We start from the raw sequence: 23410 nt of genomic DNA, 5'->3' as shown, positions 1-23410 counted from the left end.
AATCACTGATAATTAATAACTAACAAGGCTTAAACATCTAAACAAAGCGCAATTAATCCATGCTATGTGCGCTAGCGCACGGACGAAGGCGCGCGGCACGACCACTGTCCTGGTAAGGAAGTATCGTTTGTGTGGCTCTTGAAGCGCACTCTCACCAGGATGGAACCTGTGAAACAATTTCTCCGTTTTGTGCGTCCGCACCATGCGTTTGCAGCGCCGTGGGATTCTACCACCCCCGTTAGAGAGGAACTCTTCAGCGCAGAGCGCCTGGAACAGCATGCTGGCAGCCTGGCACTGGCTCAAAAAGTAACCAGCATCCCACCCAAAGTAGTATCACTAACGCGACGACTCGATGCTAACGCGCAAACGCTGCTAAGCGTTTATCGCGCTAGCGCATCAGCGCTCGCAAACAACCGCGACATCGTTCCCGCAGCCGCCTGGCTACTTGATAACTACCACCTGATTGAATCTCAAATTCGAGAGATTCGCAGCGATCTCCCCCCCGGCTACTATCGCCAGCTACCTAAGCTTGCAAGCGGCCCATTCGCCGGGTATCCAAGAGTTTTTGGCATCGCATGGGCATTTGTGGCGCACACCGATAGTCATGTTGATCTGGCTAATCTACACACCTTTATTAGCGCATATCAGCGTGTTCAACCGCTCACCATTGGCGAGCTATGGGCCGTTGCTATCACGCTGCGCATTGTGCTGGTGGAAAATCTGCGCCGGCTAGCCGATCAAATGATCAGCGAACAAACGGCGAGAGACGCAGCCGATGACCTCGCGGCTAAATGGCTAGCGCCGTCCGATCAGCCAGCGGCAATGGCGCTTGACACTCTAAGTGAAGGCATTCGTACCTTTAACTCTCACAAAGGAGCGCTGGCTGAGCCGTTTATCGCTCAACTCGCTAAACGAGTACGCGGCTTAGACCCGCGCAGCAGCCCGCTCATTGGCTGGCTAGAGGAACAACTCCGCCTTCAGGGTGAAACCATTGATGAAGTGGTTCAGCACGCTCAACAGCGCCAAGGTGCTGCCAACGTTAGCGTGCGCAATGTCATCACCAGTATGCGGCTGGTGTCCAGCATCGACTGGGCGGAGCTATTTGAAAGCGTCAGCTTAGTGGATAGAAGGCTGGGGCAACACAGCGGCTTTGAGCAGTTAGATTTCCCCACCCGCAACCAGTATCGCAGCGCAATAGAACAACTCGCGCGTGGCTCTAAGCACTCAGAGCTTGAGATTGTGGATGCAGCGCTTGCTCTATCGCACAAGACAGTGGCAAGCACCGATGACTCAATAGAAGCTGCCCGCATGGGCGATCCTGGCTACTTTTTAATTGGCTCGGGGCGCACTACTCTCGAACAAACGGTGGGATTTGCCCCCTCCCCTCGTCAACGGCTGCGCCGCACACTTATTCACTACGGGATTAGCAGCTATATCGTGACAGTGGCGGCGGTGACACTGTGTTTAATAGTGCTGGCCGGCAGTACACTAGCCGCCCTGCCATTGGCGATAAGCGATGCTTCGCTAGCTTGGCTACTCCTACTCGGCGTACTCGCACTACTGCCTATTGTTGAAGTGGCCACACTGATCGTTAATCGCTTGTTTATTAACTGCATCGATGCCCAGCCGCTGCCCAGCCTCGATTTCTCCAAAGGTGTTCCTGCCCACTGTCGTACGCTGGTGGTCGTGCCAACGCTGCTCACCAGTGAAGAGGAGCTGCGTGAACAGATTGAGCGTCTGGAAGTACATCATTTATCTAGCGGTGACGGGGCACTAACCTACGCGCTATTGACTGACGGCATTGATGCTCATCAAGCGGATTCTCCAGCAGAGACAGTGCTATTAACCACGGGCCACAGGCTGATCGAGCAGTTAAATGAACGTTATGGCCTGGCGGGTAGCGCTCAAACGTCAGCCAGCTCCCGCGTCACTGGCAGCGATAAGCGCTTTTTCTTACTGCATCGGCGACGGGTATTCAACCGTACTGAAAACACCTGGATGGGCTGGGAGCGTAAACGCGGCAAGCTGCATGAACTTAATCGTCTACTGCGCGGAGCCACCGACACCACTTTTATCAATCCACCCGCAGTGCCTGGTGATATTCGCTATGTGATCACCCTCGATGCGGATACGCGCCTGCCTCGCGGTGCGGCAAGCCGGCTGATCGGCAAAATGGCACACCCGTTAAACCAGCCGCGCCTTCATCAGCGAAAACAGCGAGTAGTAGAGGGTTACGCGATTTTACAGCCTCGTGTCACCCCATCGTTACCTACCGGGGGCGAAGGCTCTATCTATCAGCGGCTCTTCTCATCCCCCGGCGGCATTGACCCCTATGCCGCCACTATTTCAGATCTTTATCAGGACTTAGTCGGCGAAGGCTCGTTTGCGGGTAAAGGCATCTATGCCATTGATGCTTTTGAAGCATCGTTGGCGGGTCGAGTACCCGACAATAGCCTACTCAGCCATGATTTGTTTGAAGGCGTCTTTGCCCGCGCGGGGCTCGCTTCTGACATCGAGGTAATTGAAGATTTTCCGGCAAGATATGACGTTGCCGCTAAGCGACAGCACCGCTGGACCCGCGGCGACTGGCAGCTACTACCATGGCTAAAGACCTCAGCCCTGCCGCTTACCGGGCGGATGAAAATGCTGGGCAATCTGCGCCGCTCACTATTGCCCCCCCTGATGCTTGCAGGCTTTGCCGTCAGTTGGCAGCTACCGCTCAGCATGGCCATCATCAGCACGCTATTGCTGTTGGTCGTTATGGGAGCCCCGGTGCTGCTTTCGTTAGCCACATCGTTTATCCCTTTCCGAGCGAAAGCCAAGCTACGCCATCATTATCATCTTTGGTTTGACGAACTAACGCTGGGTAGCAGTCAGGTGTTGCTGCAGGTGGTTTTTTTACCCGATCAGGCATGGCGCATGCTGGATGCCATTGCTAGAACCTTAAACCGTGTATTAATCACTCACCGGCACCTGCTTGAATGGACCTCGGCGGCGCAGTCGATGAAAAGCCCGGCACTGAGCATCTTAGGGTTTTACCAACGCATGGCACCGGGCACTGCGCTTGGGCTAGCGGTGGCCATTAGTGCGCTTTGGTCAGCAGGCGATGTGTGGCCAATCGCCGTTCCTATGGCGCTACTTTGGTTGGCGGCACCGGCCGCTGCCTGGTGGCTAAGCAGCAATAAAAGTGCCGTGGTTCAGCCCTCTATTTCGGCCGATGAAGCCCTTGAGCTACGCGTGATTGCACGGCGCACGTGGCGCTACTTTGAAACCTTTGTCACCGCCACCGATAACCGTTTACCGCCGGATAACTTTCAAGAAGACCCACAGCCCGTACTGGCTCAACGTACCTCGCCTACGAATATGGGGCTGTATCTTCTTTCCACACTGGCCGCCCGAGATTTTGGTTGGATAGGTACCCATCAAGCGCTAGAGCGCCTCGAAGCGACGCTTAACGTTATGCTGACGCTGCCACGCTACCGAGGGCACTTCTATAACTGGTATGCGACTCACGACCTACGCCCGCTGAACCCACGCTATGTCTCAACGGTTGATAGCGGCAACCTGGCAGGCCATCTCATCGTCATCGCTAACGCCTGCGAAACCTGGCAGCAAGCCACCTACCTACCCGACCCACGCGCAGGTATCGCCGACACTTTATATCTTGCTCGTCAGGCACTTGCACAGGCCTCAACGCTTCCAGAAAAAGACGTGGTTCAGCTCACGGTGCACTTTGATGCCATTGAAGGTCTGCTCAAAGGCGATGCAATGGGGCCAGAATGCCTGGCGAATACCGCACTACTCATCGACAAAACCCTCAGTTTGGTAAGCAATAGCGATGACCTGCTGTTCTGGATACAAACACTGCATGCCACCGTGACGCAGCACCGCCAGGACAGAGAAAACCAAGAGGAACAGTCCCATCAGGAAGACAGTCAACTCGTCATGCGCCTGAAGCAACTGGCTGAATCTACTAGACGCCTTGCCATGGGGATGAATTTTGCCTTTCTGTTCAATACTGAGCGCCAGCTGCTATCGATTGGCTACTCGCTGGATGATCACTGCCTGGATACCAGCTGTTATGACCTGCTGGCTTCCGAGGCGCGACTAGCCAGCCTGTTTGCCATTGCCAAAGGCGATATTCCTACTCGCCACTGGTTTAGGCTTGGCCGTGCGGCAACCCCATTAACGTTCGGCTCTGCGCTGATCTCGTGGTCAGGCTCAATGTTCGAATACCTGATGCCGTCACTGGTGATGCGCGCCCCCGGCGGCAGCCTACTCGAACAAACCAATCGACTGGTAGTGAAACGCCAAGAAATTTATGCCGCTCAGCGCTCCGCCCCCTGGGGCATTTCCGAATCAGCCTACAGCGCCCGAGATTTGGAATTCACCTATCAATACTCCAACTTCGGCGTGCCGGGCCTGGGCCTCAAGCGCGGGCTCTCTGCGGACCTAGTAATCGCACCATATGCCACCGGTTTAGCCACCATGGTTGACCCCAGCGGCGCCTGTCGAAACTTTAACCGCCTAGCGGAGATGGGCGCATTAGGCCGCTACGGTTTCTATGAAGCGCTCGACTTTACCCGTTCAAGGCTGCCGGCTGACGAAACGGTGGTCATTGTGCGCAGCTTTATGGCCCATCATCAGGGCATGACTATCGTGGCGATTGCCAATACCTTGAATCATGGTCAAATGCGCGCGCGCTTTCACCGCGAGCCAATGATTCAGGCCAGCGAGCTGTTACTGCAAGAGCGTGTTCCCCGCGATGTAGCCATCATTCATCCCCGCGCTGAAGAGGTGAAATCAACCGCCAGCCAGAGTATTAACGAGGCGCAAACGATGCGCCACGTTTCCACGGTGGCCAGCGCCGCGCCGGTGACTCATTTACTCTCTAACGGCTGCTACTCAGTGATGCTAACGGCCAGCGGTGGCGGCTACAGTCGGTGGCGCAACATCGCGATTAGCCGCTGGCAGCCGGACGCCACCCGCGACCACCTGGGAAGCTTTATCTTTCTACGCGACAGCCAATCTCCCAGCATATGGACCGCGACAGGACAAATGGCTAGGCACGCGGCCGACATCACCGACCAGCATAGCCAGGTAACCTTTGCCGAGGATTACGCGCGTTACACGCATCGTCACAACGATATCACCACGCATATGGAAGTGTTGGTATCCGGCGAGGACGATAGCGAAGTACGCCACCTCTCGCTGACTAACAGCGGTCGGCGCGCCCGCGATATAGACATTACTTCTTATTTAGAATTAGTGCTGACCACGCCGGATGCCGACAATGCTCATCCGGCCTTCGCTAAAATGTTTGTGATGACCGAGTATTTGGAAGCTTTCAGCGCGCTAGTGGCCACACGCAGAAAGCGCACGCCTGACGAAGAGCCGGTATGGGCGGCCCACTTTGCCGTCGTGGAAGGCGACACTGTGGGCGAGCTGCAGTTTGAGACCGACCGCGCTCGGTTCTTAGGCCGTGGTGAAAGTATGTTAAGCGCCGCCGCGCTTAGCGATGGGCAGCCTCTGTCAAGTACGGTCGGCAGCGTTCTGGACCCAATATTTGCGCTGCGTTACCGCCTTCGCCTAGCACCAGGCAAAGCCGCTCGGATCGCTTACTGGACCGTGGTGGCTTCCTCGCGCGAAGCACTTATCGACTTAATAGATAAGCACCATCATCACAGCGCCTTTGAACGCGCCAAAACACTGGCCTGGACTCAGGCTCAGGTTCAGCTTCGCCACTTAGCCATTCAACCGGAGGAAGCCGCTGATTTTCAACGCTTAGCCGCGCCGATTTTATATCCAGACGCGCGTTTTAGAGCGCCTGCGGATGCCATAGAGCGAGGCGCCGGGCCACAGTCACGGCTTTGGCAACATGGGATTTCCGGTGATCGGCCCATTGTGCTGCTGCGTATCGACACGATTGATGATCTTGCCCAGGTGCATCAGCTGCTGCGCGCGCATGAATACTGGTGCATGAAACGCTTAGTCGTGGACCTAGTGATTATCAACGAGCGAGCCTCCTCCTATATTCAAGATTTGCAGCAAGCCATCGAGACCGCGGTACTCAGCAGCCAGGCGCGGCCACATTTGCGCTCTGGCCATGTCCACGGCAGCATCGTAGCGCTGCGTGCTGATCTCATAAGCTTGGAAGTACGCATGCAGCTGCAGTCGGTGGCCTGCGTTGCATTAATGGCTCAGCGAGGCAACATTGCCCATCAATTAGCGTTGACGCTGCCCGCCCATCCCGCTAAATCGGTGCTGCCAGACTTACAGCGCACCTTATTGCCCAAGCACAGCCCCATTAAGGCCAGCGATCCTGCACCTGAGCCGCTTCCAGCGCTTGAGTTTTTTAACGGCCTAGGCGGCTTTGCCGACAATGGCCGCGAGTACGTCACAGTACTTGATGAAGGCAGCTCAACACCCGCCCCTTGGATTAACGTTATCGCTAATGAGGGCTTTGGCTTCCAAGTATCGGCAGAGGGCGCGGGCTATCTATGGGCGGATAATAGCCGCGAAAACCAGTTAACGCCGTGGTCAAACGACCCGGTGGCAGACCCCTGTGGCGACGTTATCTATGTCCGTGATGAAGAATCGCTGGCACTTTATACCGCCACCGCCCGCCCGGTGCGGGATCAGGGCCGCTACCTGGCGCGGCACGGTTTCGGCTATAGCCAGTTTGAGCATCAAACCGATGGTATCGCGCTAGCGTTACTACACTTTGTTCCCTTAGATGCACCGCTTAGGATTTCACGATTAAGACTGAGCAATCATTCAGACCGGCCACGCAAGCTATCGGTAACCGCCTATGCAGAGTGGGTGCTGGGCACATCGCGCAGCGCCTCGGCACCGTTGCTAGTTTCGCATCCGGATGCTGAAAGCGGTGCATTGATGGTCGAAAAACCTTGGAACATTGCCTTTCCAGGCCGAGTCGCGTTTGTCGATGTCGGTTCTCAGCCTGCCTGCTGGACAGCCGACCGCGGCGAATTCATTGGCCTTGGCGGCAGTCTGTCAGCGCCTGCGGGGCTACGCACTAAGGCGCCGCTTTCTGGCGCTCACGGTGCGGGATTAGATCCGTGTGCCGCGCTACAGCGCAGCGTGACGCTAGCGGTGGGCGAAAGCGTGGATGTGGTCATTTTGATGGGCCAGGGGAAATCAACCGCGGAGGCACAGGCGCTGATTGCGCGTTATCGCCAGGCCGACATTGATGCTGAACTCGCCGCGGTTCACGCACACTGGCAAGCCCAGCTCAATGCCGTGCAGGTAACCACGCCCGACCGCGCCACGGATATCATGCTTAACGGCTGGTTGCTTTATCAAACCATTGCCTGTCGGATCACCGCTCGCTCTGGGTTCTATCAAGCCAGCGGCGCGTACGGTTTTCGCGACCAGCTGCAAGACGGTATGGCGCTAACCTTTTCCAGCCCCGAAACCACTCGACAGCACCTGCTGCGGGCCGCATCGCGCCAGTTTGTTGAAGGTGATGTGCAGCACTGGTGGCTACCACACTCTGGCCAAGGCGTGCGCACGCGCATTTCCGACGACCGAGTATGGCTAGCCTATGCCTGCGCCCGATATATCGCGACATCCCATGACGAAGATGTGCTCGACCAGCCGGTAAGCTTTCTTGAAGGCGCTCTGCTCGCGCCTGACGAGCCCGACTGTTTCTTCCAGCCGATGGTCGCGGCAGAAAGCGCCTCGTTATTTGAGCACTGCGCCCGCGGCTTAGACCAGAGCATGACATTAACGGGTGAACACGGCCTGCCGCTGATCGGCGGAGGCGACTGGAACGACGGCATGAACCGTGTTGGCGAAGCGGGCAAAGGCGAAAGTGTCTGGTTAGGCTGGCTGCTGCTACATACCCTTGAGCTTTTTTTACCCTTTGCAGAGCAGCGCGAGGCTAGCCGAGCCAAGCGATGGCGCGCCCACGCAACGGCCCTGCGTTTAGCGTTGGAAAGTAACGCCTGGGATGGTCAGTGGTATCGGCGCGCCACCTTTGATGACGGTAGCTGGCTGGGCAGCAAGACAAGCGATGCGTGCCGGATTGATTCGATTGCCCAGTCCTGGGCAGTACTTTCGGAGGCAGCAGAGCCGCACCGGGCGGCGCTTGCCATGGGTTCGCTTGAACGCGAACTCATCCTGCAAGACGAACAGCTTGCGCTATTGTTCTGGCCTCCATTCGACCAACCCCAGCGCGATCCTGGCTATATTGGCGGCTATCCACCCGGTATGCGTGAAAACGGCGGGCAGTATAGCCATGCGGCTATGTGGGCGATATTAGCCTTTGCGAAGCTCGGCGAAGGCGACAAGGCACACGCGCTCTTTTCACTTCTCAACCCGATTAACCATGCTCTAACGGCCGATGACGCGGCTCGTTATCGCGTTGAACCCTATGTTGTGGCCGCGGACGTGTACTCCGTTGCGCCGCACACAGGGCGCGGTGGCTGGACATGGTACACGGGGTCAGCAGGCTGGATGTACCGAGCGGGTATTGAGGGCATCTTGGGTATCCGCCGAGAAGGTGGATGGCTGGTTATCGCCCCCTGCTTACCTAGCGACTGGCCAGGCTTTAGTGCCGCCTTCAGCATCGGCGCCACGCACTATGCCGTCACCATAGCCACAACTAGCGAGGAAGCTTATGCGTTACTAGATGGCCATTCACTGACACGACCACAGGGCGATGTTCGTATCCCGCTGGACGGCGAGCGCCATCAGCTTGAGATGTTCATAGCGCCAGACAGCGCGGTATGATGGTATAGCCAGTGCGGTTAGTAATATCCACATAGTAGTCAGCAGCTAGCGCGAATGATGAAATCATTCGCGCTACAAGTGCAACCAACAACGTTTTGATAAGCATTAGAAATTTGCCTGAATTGTTATAGAAAGTAGCAAGTTACGCTTTATGCATCACTGAATGTTAAAACTCAACGTCCAACGCATTATATATCCTGTTTCTCTTTTAGGAGATGTGCGCCAAGATTTTGACACAGCCGCCCATGGCATACCCGCAACTGATAGAATACCGCCCGATTCAAGCGCGTTAGCGGCCCCTTGCCGCAACGCCACTCACTTCCCACTATCTAAGAGTTGCGCAATGATCGCTACTGTCCAAGCCGTTTTTCGGCCATTTTTACGGCTAGGTCTTATCCCACAGATTTTAATGGGTATCGTTGCTGGAGTACTGCTAGCCCTGTTTGCACCGGGCATGGCTGGCAATGTGGCACTATTTGGCCAGCTATTTATTGCCGCGTTGCAGGCGGTGGCTCCCATTTTGGTGTTTGTACTGGTCGCCGCTGCCATCTCTGCTCATCAAAAAGGTCAGCCAACCCATATTCGTCCCGTGCTGGTGCTATATGTGGTAGGCACTCTAATCGCTGCGTTAATTGCGGTAGCAGCAAGCTTTCTATTTCCCACTGAACTTGCCTTGAGCGCAGTGCAAGTGGATGGCAACCCGCCTGGGAACATCGTTAACGTTCTACGCGACCTGTTGTTAAATGCGGTTACCAATCCCGTTGGCGCGCTGATGGAGTCGAACTTTATCGCTATCCTAGCGTGGGCAATCGGCCTTGGCTTAACGCTTCGCCAAGCTAGCGATACCACCCGGCAAGCCTTAAGTGATTTATCCACGGCGATAACCCGCATTGTAACGCTGGTGATTCGCTTAGCGCCGCTGGGTATCTTTGGTTTAGTGGCCGGTACGCTGGCAGAATCTGGCGTTGAGGCTCTACTCAATTACGCCCAGCTGCTGGGCGTAATTGTGGGCTGCATGCTATTTGTCGCACTAGTAACCAACCCGCTGTTGGTTTACTTAACTACCCGAAAAAACCCTTACCCACTGGTATTTACTTGTCTGCGTGGCAGCGCGATTACCGCTTTTTTCACTCGTAGCTCGGCCGCAAATATTCCGGTTAACTTGGAGCTGTGCCGCCGCCTGAAGTTAGATGCCGATACCTACTCTATTTCGATTCCGCTGGGAGCGACGATCAATATGTGTGGTGCGGCTATCACCATTACAGTGATAACGCTGGCCACTACCCATACGCTGGGCATTAACGTTGACTTCCCCACAGCGCTGCTGCTGTGCATGGTTTCAGCGCTAGCGGCCTGCGGCGTTTCAGGCGTGGCGGGCGGATCACTAATGCTGATTCCCATGGCTGCTAACCTGTTCGGCATCCCGACGGAAGTGGCCATGCAAGCAGTAGCTATTGGGTTTGTGATCAGCGTGGTGCAGGACTCAACCGAAACCGCGCTTAACTCCTCGACTGATGTACTGTTCACCGCAGCGGCCTGTCAGGCGAGAGAAAAGATGCACTCTTAACCGCCAATCTAGAGGAATGGCTTGTTTTCATCATAAGCGCTGCAAGAGCCCTCAGTGCAGCGCGCTAAGGTGCTCTTGGATGGTCGTCACGATATGGTGGGCGGTCCCCTCCTGAAAACGGTAGCGCGGCACGCTAACGCTGATCGCCCCCGAAACGCGCCCATCGACGCCATTCACCGCTTGACCGAAGCAGATAATACCTAGCTCATTTTCTTCATCGTCAATGGCATAGCCCTGCTTGCGCGTCACTGCCAGTGCCCCTCGTAAATCCTCCAGGCTCGTCAATGTTTGTACCGTGATCGGTTCCAGCGTTAGCCGCGCTAGGTATTGTTCGCAGGCTTCTTCGCTCAGTGCGGCCAAGTAGGCTTTACCCACCGCGGTTGAGTGCATAGGCACCGGCATACCGATATAAGAGGCCATACGCACGGCGTCGGCCGATTCGACCTTATCGATAAACGTCATGTGATAACCATACGGAATCGCCAGATGCACGGTCTCCCCTGTCTGCTGGCTGATCTCGTGCATCACTCCCCGCACCCTCTCGCGCAAATCACTGCGAGTCAGCGATTGATGTGCCAGGTGAATCAACTGACGACCAAGAGCGTATTCATCGCTTATTGGATTGCGCTCAATAAAGCCCTCCTGCTCAAGTGTATTGAGCAGTCGATACACGGTAGGACGCGGCAAGCCGAGGCGCTCCTGAATATTTTTTGCATGCGCCTGTGGCCCTAACTCGGGAATCACTTGCAGCACACGTAAACCTTTGACGAGCGCTGCGGCTCCTTGTACCGGTGGCCGCTGGGTAATGGACTCAATCCTCTCGCTCATACGTCCTCCAAGACGAATGTCTAATATCGTGCGACTTAACCATCATTGACGAAGTGACCTGGGTGTCTTAGATTTCAATTGTCCACATTATGATTTAAATGTCCACATTATGGACGGAGATAAGATGACCGATATTCAAGAACAACATAAACGGATGCCTTATCAATACGCCCAGCCAGCGGAAGCTGCTGCGGATATTGTCGTGCCGCACGCTATTCCCACAGACGAACGTATTTGGGTACCCCAGGCTGAAAACGTCCATTTTCGCCCCTTATGCCTCAACGTTTCACAGGGTTACTGGGTGAACTTGCTGCGGGTGCGTAAATCCGGCGTTCTGAGTCGCCATCGTCATCCCAATCCCGTACATGGTGTAGTGCTCAAAGGCAGGTGGCGCTACCTCGAACACGACTGGGAGGCCACGGAGGGCAGCTACGTTTATGAGCCTCCAGGGGAAACACACACCTTGGTGGTCGATGACGATGTTGAGGAAATGATCACGCTATTTCAGGTAAACGGCGTGATGTACTACGTCGACCCGTGGGGCAAGCATCTGGGGTATGAGGATGTTTTCTCTAAAATTGATATGTGCCGCAAACACTACTCAGAGTGTGGTCTGGGCAGCGATTACGTCGACCAGTTCATTCGCTAAGCCCATTACCGCGGCTTCATTTATGCAAACAACTCTCCACAAACAACAAGTAATAAGGGATGTATCCATGAAAATAACCTCGTCTCCCCTCGTTCTCGGCGCCGGTTTCCTGGCCATCGCTCTATCGGCTGGGGCTGCTCAAGCCGACTACCCGGAGAAGCCTATCCAACTGATTGTGCCTTGGTCCGCTGGCGGTGGTACGGACGCCGTTGCGCGCCAGTTAGCAAGTGGCTTACAGAAAGAGCTTGGGCAGCAGGTCAACGTGGTCAACCGAACCGGCGGTGCTGGCGTTATCGGCCATACGGCGATCACCATGAGCAAGCCTGATGGCTACACGCTTGGCCTGCCGACGGCTGAAATCACGACGTATCGGCATATCGGCACGTCAGCCATTTCATATGAAGACCTTACCCCCATCGCGCTAGTCAACTTTGATTCTGCTGCTTTCAGTGTCAATGCGGACTCTGGCTGGGATTCGTTAGAGGCCGCACTTGACGACATCAAAGCAAACCCTAATCAGTACACTGTTTCGGGTTCGGCCCCGGGGGCGGCTTACCACTTGGCCTTTGCTGGCCTGCTTAACCAGCAGGGTATTGATCCCAACTCTGTCGCCCTTGTTCCGAGTGAAGGTGCCGCGCCTGGACTACAAGAGTTAGCGGCCGGCGGCGTGGACTTCGTATTCTCGTCACTGCCGGAATCTGAGTCCATGCGCCAAGCAGACCGTATTGATACGCTCGCCGTATTCTCAGATGAGCGGCTGTCGACCTTTCCAGACATTCTTACCGCCGCAGAGCAGACCGGCCAGCCTTGGACAGCCGGCACATGGCGCGGGCTAGCGGGCCCCAAAGGGCTACCTGAGGATATCGTCGCAACGCTTGCCGAAGCTGCTCAGAAAGTTTACGAATCCGATGACTTCCAGTCTTTCATGCAGCAGCGTGGCTTTGGAACCGAGTGGCGTGGACCAGAAGAGTTCCTTCAGTTCATGACCGAATCAGATGCTAATAATGCCGAGATCATCGAAACGCTGGGGCTGGCCCAGTAAGGCCGGAAGACCATGCGTATTCACGATTTTATCCTGGGGCTTTTAACCGTTCTACTCGGCACTATTACCGTTTGGCTCTCAAAAGACTTTCCCTCTCTTCCGCGCCAGGACTATGGCGCGGGAACCTTCCCGACGCTGGTAGCGGTCTTATTAATAGCGATGGGCTTGATACTTTGTCTACGCGGTTGGATTCAAAAAGGGCCGTTAATTGTTTGGCAAGACGCTATTCCTATCGGCCATGTGCTGTTCTGTATCATGGCCGTGGTGGCAGCCGTGGCTGGCTACATACTCCTAACGCCGGCTCTTGGCTTTCCCATTGTCTCACTCATCATGCTGACTGTGCTCATCGGCGTCTTCACTAAGGGAAGATGGTGGCTGGCGATTAGCGTGGCTGCCGTGGCGACGCTCATCATTTGGCTAACCTTTGCCGAACTACTGCTCGTTCCACTGTCATTAGGCATCCTAGAAGAGGTGATCTACTAATGATGGAACTACAGCAATCATTAGCAATGGTATTTGATTGGCAGGTGCTGCTAGTGATTCTAGGGGCCTCAATCTTCGGGCTCTTCATTGGCGCGATCCCTGGACTGACCGCCACCATGGCAACAGCGTTGTTAGTCCCTCTCACATTTTTCATGGACCCTCTTCCCGCCATTGGTGCCATTGTGTCGGCCACTGCGATGGCGATTGTCGCAGGGGATATACCGGGCGCATTGCTTCGCATACCGGGAACCCCCGCATCAGCCGCGTATACTGACGAAGCGTATCTCATGGGTCGCCAGGGGAAAGTGGGTCAGGCGTTGGGCGTCAACTTGGCCTGCTCTGTCGTGGGCGGCGTCATTGGCGTTGCGATTCTGGCTTTTTTTGCGCCATTGGTTGCAGAATTTGCCATCCAGTTCACCAGTGATGAGTATTTCTGGCTAGCCCTGCTGGGTCTTTCCTGTGCGGTGCTCGTGTCAGGAACCGATCCTGTGAAAGGGGCAATCTCGATGCTGCTTGGCCTGCTGATTTCGATGGTGGGCATGAGTTCAGTGTCCGGGCAGATGCGGTTTATCTTTGGGGTGCCTGAACTGCTCAACGGCATTGCGATTTTACCGGTGTTAATTGGCTTATTCGCGATAGCGGAGCTACTGCGGCGGCTGCCTGAAATTGGCACGATATCGCTATCTAAGATGCCGCTTGTTAAGAAGCCTTTTGAAGGCGTCGGCGGGCTGCTGTGGAAATACAAAGGTGGGGTGGCGCGCAGCAGCCTGCTGGGCACGCTGATCGGCGCGCTGCCGGGAGCCGGTGCGGATATAGCATCGTGGATAAGCTATGCCTTGGCTCGCAAGCTCTCGCGCACACCGGAGAAATTCGGCACTGGGCATCCAGAGGGCTTGGTATCCGCTAGCTCAGCCAATAACGCTGCGCTTTCAGGCGCCTATATACCGGCCCTTGTGTTCGGCATCCCCGGCGACACTATCACCGCCATCATTATCGGCGTACTGATGATGAAAGGCATTACCCCAGGGCCGGACGTATTCACCACCGATGCGGTGTTAGTTAACGCGATTTTTATTGTCTTTATTCTCGCCAATATTTTGCTGATCCCACTGGGTCTACTCGCCATACGAAGCGCGCGGCATATTTTGTCCGTACCTCACGGCGTGCTGTATCCCCTTATCTTGCTGTTCTGCATCGTCGGCGCCTATGCGGCTAATAACAGCATGCTCGATATCTGGATTATGCTGATTTTAGGCTTATTTGCTTATGTCATGGTCGAGCACGACTTCCCTATCGGGCCAATGATTCTTGCGGTCATTTTAGGGCCTGTGGTTGAAGGCAATTTCCTGCGCTCTATGATCAAAGCAAACGGTGATCTGCTGATGCTATTTGACCGCCCGATTGCGGCCACGCTAGGCACCCTTGCCGTGCTGGTTTGGGTCGCGATTATTGCGTCTGCGCTCATGTCAGCCGCTCGCAGCCGGCCCAACGTAGCTAACAAGGAAAACACATGAAAACCGTGGTCGTAATTGGAGGCAGCAGCGGCATTGGCCGGGCAATCGCCTCCGCCTTTGCAGAACAGGCCAGCGTTCATATAACGGGCGTTGAGGCGTCAGACAACGGCGTCACTGATTTCGGCGCCCTTCAATATCAGCTTGATGTTCGCAATGACGATGCCGTGACGACGTTCTTTGCTCAATTCACTCGCATTGATGTGCTGGTTAACTGTGCGGGCGTCATCCTACGCGGTGGTAAGGAATTTACGCCTCAAGGTTTCGCCGATGTCGTGGATATTAATCTAAACGGGACCCAGCGTTGCTGTCAGGCGGCCTTTGAAGCGCTTAAGAACGCAGGTGGCTGTATTGTCAATACGGCGTCGATGCTGTCATTTTTTGGCAGCGGATTTGTTCCCGCCTACTCCGCATCTAAAGGAGGCATCGCCCAGCTGACGCGCTCACTGGCAATTGCTTGGGCGCCCGAAGGTATCCGTGTCAATGCGCTAGCACCTGGCTGGATAGCGACAGAATTAACGTCAGCGTTAGTTCAAGACAAAGAGCGTTCGGCGGAGCTTATAGACCGGACGCCTATGGGTCGCTGGGGAGCACCCGATGATTTGATAGGGCCCGCCTTGTTTCTGGCATCACCCGGAGCAAAATTTGTGACCGGCGTCATTCTGCCGGTGGACGGTGGCTACGCCGCTCGTTAAACAATCTTTATCAGGAGAGCCACGATGGAATTAGGAATTAAAGGTCGCTGGGCAGTGGTTTGTGCCGCGAGCAAGGGTCTGGGTAAAGGGTGCGCCATGGCACTTGCCCAAGAGGGAGTGAATCTGGTCATCAATGCCCGCAATAGCGAAACCTTGGCGACCACGGCACAACAGTTAAAAGCGCTGAACCCGAGTATAGACGTCGTCACCGTTGCTGGCGACATTGGTGATGCGCAGGTGCGTGCGGCGATGTTAGCGGCCTGCCCCCAGGTCGATATCCTTATCAATAATAATGGCGGGCCGCCGCCGGGGGATTTTCGTGATTGGAGCCGGTCTGACTGGCTCAAGGCATTAGAAGCCAACATGATCACACCCATCGAGCTTATCAAAGCCACCGTTGACGGCATGTCGGAACGCGGCTTTGGACGCGTGGTGAATATTACCTCCGGTGCCGTAAAAGCCCCAATCGAAGTACTTGGGCTGTCTAATGGCGCTCGCAGTGGGCTGACGGGGTTTATTGCAGGATTATCGCGTCAGCCTCAATTGGTGAGTCGCAACGTCACCATCAATAATCTTTTGCCTGGCCCGTTTGAGACAGAACGCCTTGAAAGCGCCTTAGCATCTGAAGCCAACATTTCTGGCCACAGCCTGAAAGACGTGACTGAAAAGCGTCTAAGCGGTGTGCCTGCCGGTCGGTTTGGCACGGCAGAAGAGTTTGGCGCATTTTGCGCATTTATTTGCAGCCAGCATGCCGGCTACATGACGGGGCAAAACTTCTTGCTGGATGGCGGTAGCTACCCCGGCACTTTTTAACGTTTGCTCTTCCTCCTCGCTTGCACTCCTTGCCCCTCACAGTTGCCTGTTTCTCGGATGAAAATTCGAAAGCAGGCAGCTGCCTATCAATGATACTCGCCATTATCTATACACCAGGCCTGCCCAGATCTGGCACACGATTACCGCACTGGCTCTCCTGACCGGCGCACTAATCGTTGACAGGCTACCGTTCTTTATATAGAACGTTCTATATAAAGAACAGCTGGGCGGTACGTCATGGATAAGCTTTCACTCAGTACCCTAGGTCAACACCTGCAGACGCTGCGCATGGAGCGGGGCTGGTCGCTTTCGCAGCTGGCCAATGACGCAGGCATCGCTAAATCTAACCTGTGCCGCCTTGAGCAGGGTAACGGCAACCCCACGCTGGATACTATCTGGCGGCTGGCGGTACAGCTCAATGTCCCCTTCGGCACGCTGGTAGCCCCAATTACCGTGCCGCTAGGCGAGGATGGCGTTCAGGTGCGCCTGATTGATCAAGGCAAAGGCATCCCGCAAGTGGATGCCTACTGGATGCGCTGTGCGCCCCATACGCTTCGCCACGCCGAACCTCATACGCCTGGAACCCGAGAGTCGCTAACGCTGATTAGCGGCTGCCTGGAAGCGGGGCCAGATGGCGCGACGATAGCGCTTACCCCAGGGCAGACGGTGACATTCTCCGCCGACCAGCCGCATCTTTATCGCACCCAGGCCGTGGAGGCCACTTTAATAATGACCATCACCTATGGTGAAAAAGGCAATACGCCATGAGCCAGCCTGCTCGTCACACACCTATTCGCTCAACCGTACAAGGTGTCCGGGAAGCCATTCCGTTGCTGGGAGGCTATATACCGGTCTCACTCTCCTTTGGCCTGGTGGCGACTCAAGCAGGCTTTAGCACCTGGGAAGCCGCCGCGATTTCAGCGCTTGTTTACGCCGGTGCATCGCAGTTTCTATTTGTAGGCATGGTGGCGGCGGGTTCACCGCTATGGCTAGTGGTGGCAATGACCCTGCTCATCAACGTACGACATGTCGTTTACGGTCCTAATTTAGCGTCATGGCTGCCACCCAGCCGCCACTGGCCTTGGTTAATGCATGGTTTAACCGACCAGGTCTTTGCCCTCGCCCTGACTCGGCTGCCTCAGCTGTCTGCGCCCGAGCGTTTTAGCTGGTTTATGGGGGCCTCTTTGCTGGCATGGGGCGTGTGGATAGTGGGCACGGTAGTAGGCGCCACCGCAGGAGAAACGTTAACCGCACGCTGGCCGCTGCTTGGCGAGGTTATGCCGTTTGCTCTGCCCGCACTATTTCTGACCATGGTGGCGCCGCGCTTCACCGATAAGCGCTGGGCACTGGCGATGGGCTGCACCATTCTTTCAGCACTGTTATTCACGCTTTATGGCTGGAGCAATGTGGCTATTCCGCTGGCCGCTGCCTGCGGCGCGCTGTGTTTCTATATCGTGGAGTTCCAGGCGGGAGGACGCACGCTATGAGCACCGAGCTATGGATCGCCGTTATAGCGTGCGCCATCGGCACGCTGTTAATGCGCGTCGTCCCTTTCCTATGGATGCAGCGCCGCCTCAATAGCGATACCGGCATCAATAATATGCCTCAGTGGCTGGGTATTCTCGGCCCACTGATGATTGCCGCTGTACTGGGCGTTTCGATTATGCCGGTTAATCCCAGTGCTATTGCCTGGATCGCAACGGCCATTGGGCTTTCCGTCACGCTGGCAGTATGGTCGCGGCTACGCTCATTAGGCTGGCCCGTGGCCGCTGGGGTGGCCGTTTTTGGCCTAGTGCAAATAGCTGCTCACATTTGATAATGCGTTGCATTGACTTTTGCTGCATGACATCATCGCGGCTCTCTAATTTCCGCCGGTCTGAAAGTGATCTTCAACCTGAACGCTCACCGCCATTACCGCAAAATGTTACGGTGCGTGCTACTGGCGGCCTGTGCAACGCTGGCTTACGCCATTGCCGAGGCTAGCGAAGAGCAGCCCACTACGCCAGCCCGCATCGTCACGCTGTATCAGGGCGCGACCGATAGTGCCGTCGCCCTAGGTATTACGCCCATTGGTGTGGTCGATTCCTGGCTAGAAAAACCCATGTATCACTACCTGCGTGACGCGCTTACTAACGTAGAGCACGTAGGCTTAGAAACTCAGCCCAACCTAGAAAAAATTGCCTGGCTCGCGCCTGATTTAGTGGTTGCCAGCGATTTTCGTCATGCCCGCGTAGCGCCGCTATTGAGCGCTATCGCCACCACGGTGACGGCGCCTAACGTGTTCGGCTTCAGAACAACGCTTACCATGATCGCCAATGCCACCGGGCGAGAGGCACAGGCAAGCGAGCTACTGCAACGCTGGGACGCTCGGGTTGCTGATTTTCGCCAGCAGATAGCCGCCCAAATGGGCAATGAATGGCCGCAAAAGGTTGCCGTCATTCGCTTCAAGAGCGACCACGTTCGCATTTATACCAGTGGTTTTGCGGGCTCCATTTTAGATGAACTGGGCTTTGAGCAACCCGATACCCTACAAACCCAGGGCTGGGGTATGAAGCTTTCCAGCACTGAAAATATTCCGGCACTGGATGCCGACGTCATCTTTGTACTGCTAGAGCCAGACGATGCCGCCATTGCTAATAATTACCGCCACTGGTCTTCTCACCCGTTATGGCAACAATTAAGCGCCGTTCAAAACCAGCGCGTGTATGAAGTCGAACCCGTGAGCTGGATGATGGGCGGCGGCATACTGGCCGCAAATGCCATGCTAGATGAACTCTATAGCCATTATGGGTTGACGCAACCGCTGCCCCGCCAAGCCTGCCGCGCTCTTGCCGCCACTAGCGTGGAGCAAACGACATGCTGAACAGCCGCACTGCAAAAAGCCTGGGGCTTTTACTAGCAGCCTTGACGGCACTTGCGGCCTTTTTCGCTAGCGTTATGCTCGGCACCACCGACATTCCGCTGGCATCATTAGCGGCCGCAGTTCATCACTATGACCCCACCCAAATCGATCACATCATTTTATTCACCGAGCGCTTACCCCGCGCGGTGATTGCCACGCTGGTCGGCGCCAGCTTAGCTATTGCCGGGGCGCTCATGCAGACCATGACACGCAACCCGCTGGCATCACCGGGGATTTTGGGGATCAACGCAGGTGCAATGTTTTTTGTGGTGGTCGCGGTTTCCTTCCTACCGCTGCGTACACCCGCTGACTATGTGTGGGCCGCACTGCTAGGCGCGCTTGTCGCCGCGGCGCTCGTGGTCATTCTCAGCAGAGGCCGTCACGGCGAGCTTTCGCCTCTTCGCGTTGTGTTAGCGGGCGTTGCCGTCACCGCTATGTTTGTCTCGTTCAGCCAAGGGCTGCTGGTGATGGATCAGCAAAGTTTTGAAAGCGTCCTTTACTGGCTGGCGGGGTCGGTGTCAGGGCGCGACCTTTCGCTAGTCACGCCGCTATTGCCTCTTTTCGGCGCTGCAATGCTGCTGAGCGCGCTGTTAGTGCGCCACGCAAACGCATTAATGCTAGGCGACGACATGGTTACGGCACTGGGCATGCAGGCAACCACGATCAAACTGCTGTTAGGGCTTATCGTGATTGTATTGGCAGGCAGCTCTGTTGCATTAGCAGGCATGATTGGTTTTGTGGGCCTGATCGTACCCCACATGGCGCGAGGCATCTTTGGTATTGACCATCGCTGGCTGTTGCCCAGCTGCGCGTTACTCGGCGCTTGCTTGCTGCTGCTGGCCGACGTGGCTTCACGGTTTTTAATGCCGCCGCAAGAAGTGCCGGTGGGTGTGATGACGGCCCTCATTGGCACGCCCTTCTTTATTTATTTGGCGCGACGCAAGATGACTAGCCAATGACTAAATCCACCGTGCTTTTGCTAAGCCTGTTACTAGCGGCTAGCGCCGGTCTTTCGCTATGCTTAGGTAGCTTTCCAACGCCGCCGCTCGAGGTACTGGGCGCCCTGACCGCGCCGCAAAATAGCGACATTACCTTTATCATTTGGGAATTGAGGCTGCCTCGCATTGCGCTGGCAATACTCGTTGGTGCTGCCCTGGCGATGGCGGGAGCTATTCTGCAAAGCATTGTGCGCAACCCGCTGGCGTCTCCGGATGTGATTGGCATTACCAGCGGCGCGGCGTTAGCGGCAGTGCTTTTTTTAGCGTTACTGAGTACCCATTTTAGTCTTCACTGGCTGCCTTTCGCGGCCATGCTAGGCGCACTGATATCAGCGCTGCTGGTGATTAGCCTCAGTTGGAAAAACGGCATCAACCCATCACGCTTGGTGCTGGTCGGTATCGGCCTTGCAGCAGCCACTGGCGCAGGTACCACGCTGTTGATTGTTATCAGCGATGACGCCGCCGCCATGACCGCCTACGTATGGCTAACCGGCAGCCTGTATGCCGCGCAATGGAAGGATGTAGAAGGAATATTGCCGTGGCTATTGGTGCCTGTGCCCATCTGCTTGGCCTTTGCGCGTCATGCGGATGCCATGGCATTGGGTGACAGCGTTGCCGAAGGGCTAGGAGTGCCGATTTTGCGCAGTCGGATGATATTACTCGCCTGTAGCGTAGCGCTAGCCGGTGCCGCGGTGGCCTTCGCCGGTGGCTTAAGCTTTGTGGGCCTGATTGCGCCCCACCTAGCGGCTAGGCTGGTGGGGCGTAATATGGCACGGCTAGTGCCCGCCTCTGCGCTGGTCGGCGCGCTGATCGTACTGTACGCCGACTTGCTTGGCAGAGTGGCCTTCTTACCGAAAGACCTGCCTGCGGGTATTTTCGTAGCAGGCATCGGCGCGCCCTTCTTTGTCTATCTACTGCATAGAACGCGCCGACAGCGTTAGAAATCCAAACGATAGCCGAAGGTAACGGTTCTGCCACGCCCTGCAAAATAACGCTCGTCGTTAACCAGCGCGCTTTGCGAATAGTAGGTGACGTACTGCTCGTCTAACAGGTTGGCAACGCCCACGCTGACCTGCCCGACCGGCAGTTTATATCCCAGCGCCGCATCCATTAACAGATAGCCATCAAACTCACGATCTTCCTCGTCAAAGGTTTCATCAAAGGCATAGTTTGCCTGTACAAACGTCGAGAGCTCATCCGTCCAGTTCGCTGACCAGCTGGCGACCAGGCGATCCGGCGACACATCAAGCCCTGACAGTTGGGAATCTAGGCTACCGTCCTCATTACTGTCAAAACGCCCTTCCATACGTGAGTAGGCCACGCGGCCGGAATGCTGCTCGGTAAATTGATAATCCACCGAGGCTTCCAGCCCTTTAATCTCGGTTTCCTCGCGGCTCAAAAAGAAGACATCATCGATTTCCGTCAGGCGGCTGCCGAACTCAGAGGACGATTCGTAATAGCTTAGCTCAGCTGCTAAGCGTCCGTTTTCAAAACGTACGCCAGTCTCAATATTATCGGTGACGATGGGGCGAAGGTTATCAATGCTATTGACCGACTGTCCGGGTGTCGAAATACCACGCAGTGCACGCCCTACATCCGGAATCGAAAATCCTTCAGAGTAGTTGGCGAAGAGGCTCCAGTTATCAACGGGTTTCCACACAACCCCGGCGTTATACAGCGTTTCATTGAAGCTGGGGGCGCCACCTTCAACCTCAACGCCATTGTTAGCCGCGACGGTCTGGTAGCCACCGATATCCAGCTTGGCATATTCATAGCGGGCGCCAGCGGATAAAAGCAGCGAATCGATGGGCCTAAACTCGGCTTGAATGAAAGGCGAAAGATCGGTGTACTCTGTCGACGGCACATAGGTACGGTCAGATTGATACAGGTACTGCTCCGTTTCATCAAATAGCGTATCAAAGCCGCCGGTCAGCGTGAGCCGGTCGCTAAATAGATCATCTTTAGTCAGCGATACTTTGGTACCAAATTTGCTAGTCGTCGCCAACGTTTGATCATAAAAACTACCCACTGGCGCAATAGCAGGGTCTTGGAAGGTCCCGGAGTTGGTCGCGCCAAACAGTGCCTCATAGTCCTGGTAGAACACCTGAGCACTTAAGCGCATCCCGGCAAGATCGTAGTGATCGTAACTCAGCCCCGTCGTCCACACGCGATTATAAGGCACATCGCCCTCTGGGGTTCCGCGCTCAGAGGTGGTTACCACACCGTTGGCACGGTCACCCGTCACGCTGACGTAATTATTTTGCCCTTCAATATCAAAATGATTCAGGGTCAATTGCAGGCGCTGGTTATCATCGATCCAGTAGGCCACCTTGCCCAAAAAGTCATAGGAGCGAGAGTCCATCAGATCGCCCTGCGTGTTATCGACGCCGACAGCATCACCGCTACCGTCGAGGAAAAGCCCCTGCCTCTCGACGCTCGCCGAGAAGAGATAATCGATATCGCCGGTATTACCACTCACGCCATAATTCGTTTCATAGCTCAGCGTGTCGCTATCCAGCTCGCTGGTAGGGGTTGTCACCCTGATTTCTGCATGCTGGTTGTAAGAGCCTGGCTCCGGGCGCTTGGTAATCAGGTTAATCACGCCGCCAGCCGCCCCAACGCCATTGGTGGCGTTGGCACCTTGAATGACCTCAATTTGCTCAACCATGGAAAAATCGATGGTATGTGCTTCACGCCCTGTGGGACGTAGCGGATTAGACTGGGGAATACCGTCAATCAAAATCAGCGGGGTGCGTCCGCGTAGCGTCTCGCCGCTGCCACTCATCTTCTGGCGGCTAGGCGAATAGGACGGCAGCAGGTTGCTTAATACTTGCGATGAATCGCTGGAAATCTGCAGCTGCTGGTCGATTTCCTCTTTAGTGATAATGCGCACCGTTTGGGGAGAATCGTCTTTCGTGGCATTAGTCCGTGAGGCGGTCACGACCATTGTTTGATCGGCGTCACCACGGCTACGTTGTGAATCTGATACAGCCGTATTCTGCGCGTGGGCCTGACCCATAGCCACCAAACCAGCGAGTGTTACCGTTGGCCAAAACACTGGACGATTCTTAATGCGCATGTTCTTTTTATACCTTTAGAGTGAACGATCGAGAGAAAGCGTAATACATATACAAATGATAATGATTGTATTATGCATATAAACGTATT

The 23410-nt window shown here is 55.5% G+C and carries 16 protein-coding genes; 14 read left to right on the top strand and 2 right to left on the bottom strand.

All coding sequences use genetic code 11. The features are described from left to right. Positions 1-159 precede the first annotated feature (159 nt). Positions 160-8754: a GH36-type glycosyl hydrolase domain-containing protein gene (locus ACT3TF_RS01630; protein WP_444671438.1), complete on the top strand. Its 8595-nt coding sequence runs from the start codon at positions 160-162 to the stop codon at positions 8752-8754. 343 nt (positions 8755-9097) lie between these two features. Further along, complete coding sequence (gene sstT, locus ACT3TF_RS01625; protein WP_444671437.1) at positions 9098-10321, top strand: serine/threonine transporter SstT; 1224 nt, start codon at positions 9098-9100, stop codon at positions 10319-10321. A 51-nt stretch (positions 10322-10372) separates the two neighbouring features. On the opposite strand, the gene ACT3TF_RS01620 is transcribed toward sstT, so the two are convergent. Then, positions 10373-11149, bottom strand: a complete 777-nt coding sequence (locus ACT3TF_RS01620) for an IclR family transcriptional regulator (RefSeq protein ID WP_096278630.1) — start codon at positions 11147-11149, stop codon at positions 10373-10375. A 124-nt stretch (positions 11150-11273) separates the two neighbouring features. Here ACT3TF_RS01620 and ACT3TF_RS01615 point away from each other — a divergent pair, with 124 nt between their 5' ends. From ACT3TF_RS01615 to ACT3TF_RS01560, 12 genes are all read left to right on the top strand, one after another. Next, positions 11274-11798, top strand: a complete 525-nt coding sequence (locus ACT3TF_RS01615) for a 2,4'-dihydroxyacetophenone dioxygenase family protein (protein WP_096278628.1) — start codon at positions 11274-11276, stop codon at positions 11796-11798. A gap of 67 nt (positions 11799-11865) precedes the next feature. Continuing rightward, positions 11866-12840 (top strand): Bug family tripartite tricarboxylate transporter substrate binding protein, encoded by a 975-nt coding sequence (locus ACT3TF_RS01610; RefSeq protein WP_441684511.1) that lies wholly within the window; start codon positions 11866-11868, stop codon positions 12838-12840. A gap of 12 nt (positions 12841-12852) precedes the next feature. Continuing rightward, a complete protein-coding gene (locus ACT3TF_RS01605) occupies positions 12853-13323 on the top strand; it encodes a tripartite tricarboxylate transporter TctB family protein (RefSeq protein ID WP_444671436.1) in 471 nt (156 codons plus the stop codon). Then, positions 13323-14837: a tripartite tricarboxylate transporter permease gene (locus ACT3TF_RS01600; protein WP_441684513.1), complete on the top strand. Its 1515-nt coding sequence runs from the start codon at positions 13323-13325 to the stop codon at positions 14835-14837. The genes ACT3TF_RS01605 and ACT3TF_RS01600 overlap by 1 nt, the downstream gene beginning before the upstream one ends. Further along, the gene (locus ACT3TF_RS01595) at positions 14834-15529 is read left to right on the top strand and encodes an SDR family NAD(P)-dependent oxidoreductase (protein ID WP_096278620.1); all 696 of its coding nucleotides are present in this window, start codon (positions 14834-14836) and stop codon (positions 15527-15529) included. The genes ACT3TF_RS01600 and ACT3TF_RS01595 overlap by 4 nt, the downstream gene beginning before the upstream one ends. A gap of 24 nt (positions 15530-15553) precedes the next feature. Further along, positions 15554-16342 (top strand): SDR family oxidoreductase, encoded by a 789-nt coding sequence (locus ACT3TF_RS01590; RefSeq protein WP_096278618.1) that lies wholly within the window; start codon positions 15554-15556, stop codon positions 16340-16342. A 237-nt stretch (positions 16343-16579) separates the two neighbouring features. Then, a complete protein-coding gene (locus ACT3TF_RS01585; protein ID WP_441684515.1) occupies positions 16580-17110 on the top strand; it encodes a helix-turn-helix domain-containing protein in 531 nt (176 codons plus the stop codon). After that, positions 17107-17829: an AzlC family ABC transporter permease gene (locus ACT3TF_RS01580; RefSeq protein WP_444671435.1), complete on the top strand. Its 723-nt coding sequence runs from the start codon at positions 17107-17109 to the stop codon at positions 17827-17829. Before ACT3TF_RS01585 ends, ACT3TF_RS01580 begins: the two co-directional genes overlap by 4 nt. Further along, on the top strand, positions 17826-18158 hold the full coding sequence (locus ACT3TF_RS01575) for an AzlD domain-containing protein (RefSeq protein WP_096278612.1): 333 nt from the start codon (positions 17826-17828) through the stop codon (positions 18156-18158). The genes ACT3TF_RS01580 and ACT3TF_RS01575 overlap by 4 nt, the downstream gene beginning before the upstream one ends. A 105-nt stretch (positions 18159-18263) precedes the next feature. Beyond that, positions 18264-19205 (top strand): ABC transporter substrate-binding protein, encoded by a 942-nt coding sequence (locus ACT3TF_RS01570; protein ID WP_444671566.1) that lies wholly within the window; start codon positions 18264-18266, stop codon positions 19203-19205. Further along, complete coding sequence (locus tag ACT3TF_RS01565; RefSeq protein ID WP_096278609.1) at positions 19199-20203, top strand: FecCD family ABC transporter permease; 1005 nt, start codon at positions 19199-19201, stop codon at positions 20201-20203. Before ACT3TF_RS01570 ends, ACT3TF_RS01565 begins: the two co-directional genes overlap by 7 nt. Beyond that, on the top strand, positions 20200-21183 hold the full coding sequence (locus tag ACT3TF_RS01560) for a FecCD family ABC transporter permease (RefSeq protein WP_096278607.1): 984 nt from the start codon (positions 20200-20202) through the stop codon (positions 21181-21183). The genes ACT3TF_RS01565 and ACT3TF_RS01560 overlap by 4 nt, the downstream gene beginning before the upstream one ends. Here ACT3TF_RS01560 and ACT3TF_RS01555 read toward each other — a convergent pair. Beyond that, positions 21180-23321, bottom strand: a complete 2142-nt coding sequence (locus tag ACT3TF_RS01555; protein ID WP_444671434.1) for a TonB-dependent receptor — start codon at positions 23319-23321, stop codon at positions 21180-21182. The genes ACT3TF_RS01560 and ACT3TF_RS01555 overlap by 4 nt on opposite strands. Between the last annotated feature and the right edge of the window lie 89 nt (positions 23322-23410).

Origin of the sequence: Halomonas sp. AOP25-F1-15, assembly GCF_052378675.1 — a bacterium.
Taxonomy (GTDB): Bacteria; Pseudomonadota; Gammaproteobacteria; order Pseudomonadales; family Halomonadaceae; genus Vreelandella; species Vreelandella casei.
The sequence above is the reverse complement of the archived record's forward strand: the minus strand, read 5'-3'. Positions and strand labels throughout refer to the sequence as shown.

Excerpts from the sequence above, each read along its gene's own strand:
- ACT3TF_RS01565 (WP_096278609.1), top strand. The coding sequence starts at position 19,199 with ATGCTGAACAGCCGCACTGCAAAAAGCCTGGGGCTTTTACTAGCAGCC.
- ACT3TF_RS01555 (WP_444671434.1), bottom strand. The coding sequence starts at position 23,321 with ATGCGCATTAAGAATCGTCCAGTGTTTTGGCCAACGGTAACACTCGCT.
- ACT3TF_RS01620 (WP_096278630.1), bottom strand. The coding sequence starts at position 11,149 with ATGAGCGAGAGGATTGAGTCCATTACCCAGCGGCCACCGGTACAAGGA.
- ACT3TF_RS01570 (WP_444671566.1), top strand. The coding sequence starts at position 18,264 with ATGTTACGGTGCGTGCTACTGGCGGCCTGTGCAACGCTGGCTTACGCC.
- ACT3TF_RS01615 (WP_096278628.1), top strand. The coding sequence starts at position 11,274 with ATGACCGATATTCAAGAACAACATAAACGGATGCCTTATCAATACGCC.
- ACT3TF_RS01605 (WP_444671436.1), top strand. The coding sequence starts at position 12,853 with ATGCGTATTCACGATTTTATCCTGGGGCTTTTAACCGTTCTACTCGGC.
- ACT3TF_RS01560 (WP_096278607.1), top strand. The coding sequence starts at position 20,200 with ATGACTAAATCCACCGTGCTTTTGCTAAGCCTGTTACTAGCGGCTAGC.
- ACT3TF_RS01600 (WP_441684513.1), top strand. The coding sequence starts at position 13,323 with ATGATGGAACTACAGCAATCATTAGCAATGGTATTTGATTGGCAGGTG.
- ACT3TF_RS01630 (WP_444671438.1), top strand. The coding sequence starts at position 160 with ATGGAACCTGTGAAACAATTTCTCCGTTTTGTGCGTCCGCACCATGCG.
- ACT3TF_RS01575 (WP_096278612.1), top strand. The coding sequence starts at position 17,826 with ATGAGCACCGAGCTATGGATCGCCGTTATAGCGTGCGCCATCGGCACG.
- ACT3TF_RS01590 (WP_096278618.1), top strand. The coding sequence starts at position 15,554 with ATGGAATTAGGAATTAAAGGTCGCTGGGCAGTGGTTTGTGCCGCGAGC.
- ACT3TF_RS01585 (WP_441684515.1), top strand. The coding sequence starts at position 16,580 with ATGGATAAGCTTTCACTCAGTACCCTAGGTCAACACCTGCAGACGCTG.
- ACT3TF_RS01610 (WP_441684511.1), top strand. The coding sequence starts at position 11,866 with ATGAAAATAACCTCGTCTCCCCTCGTTCTCGGCGCCGGTTTCCTGGCC.
- ACT3TF_RS01580 (WP_444671435.1), top strand. The coding sequence starts at position 17,107 with ATGAGCCAGCCTGCTCGTCACACACCTATTCGCTCAACCGTACAAGGT.
- sstT (WP_444671437.1), top strand. The coding sequence starts at position 9,098 with ATGATCGCTACTGTCCAAGCCGTTTTTCGGCCATTTTTACGGCTAGGT.
- ACT3TF_RS01595 (WP_096278620.1), top strand. The coding sequence starts at position 14,834 with ATGAAAACCGTGGTCGTAATTGGAGGCAGCAGCGGCATTGGCCGGGCA.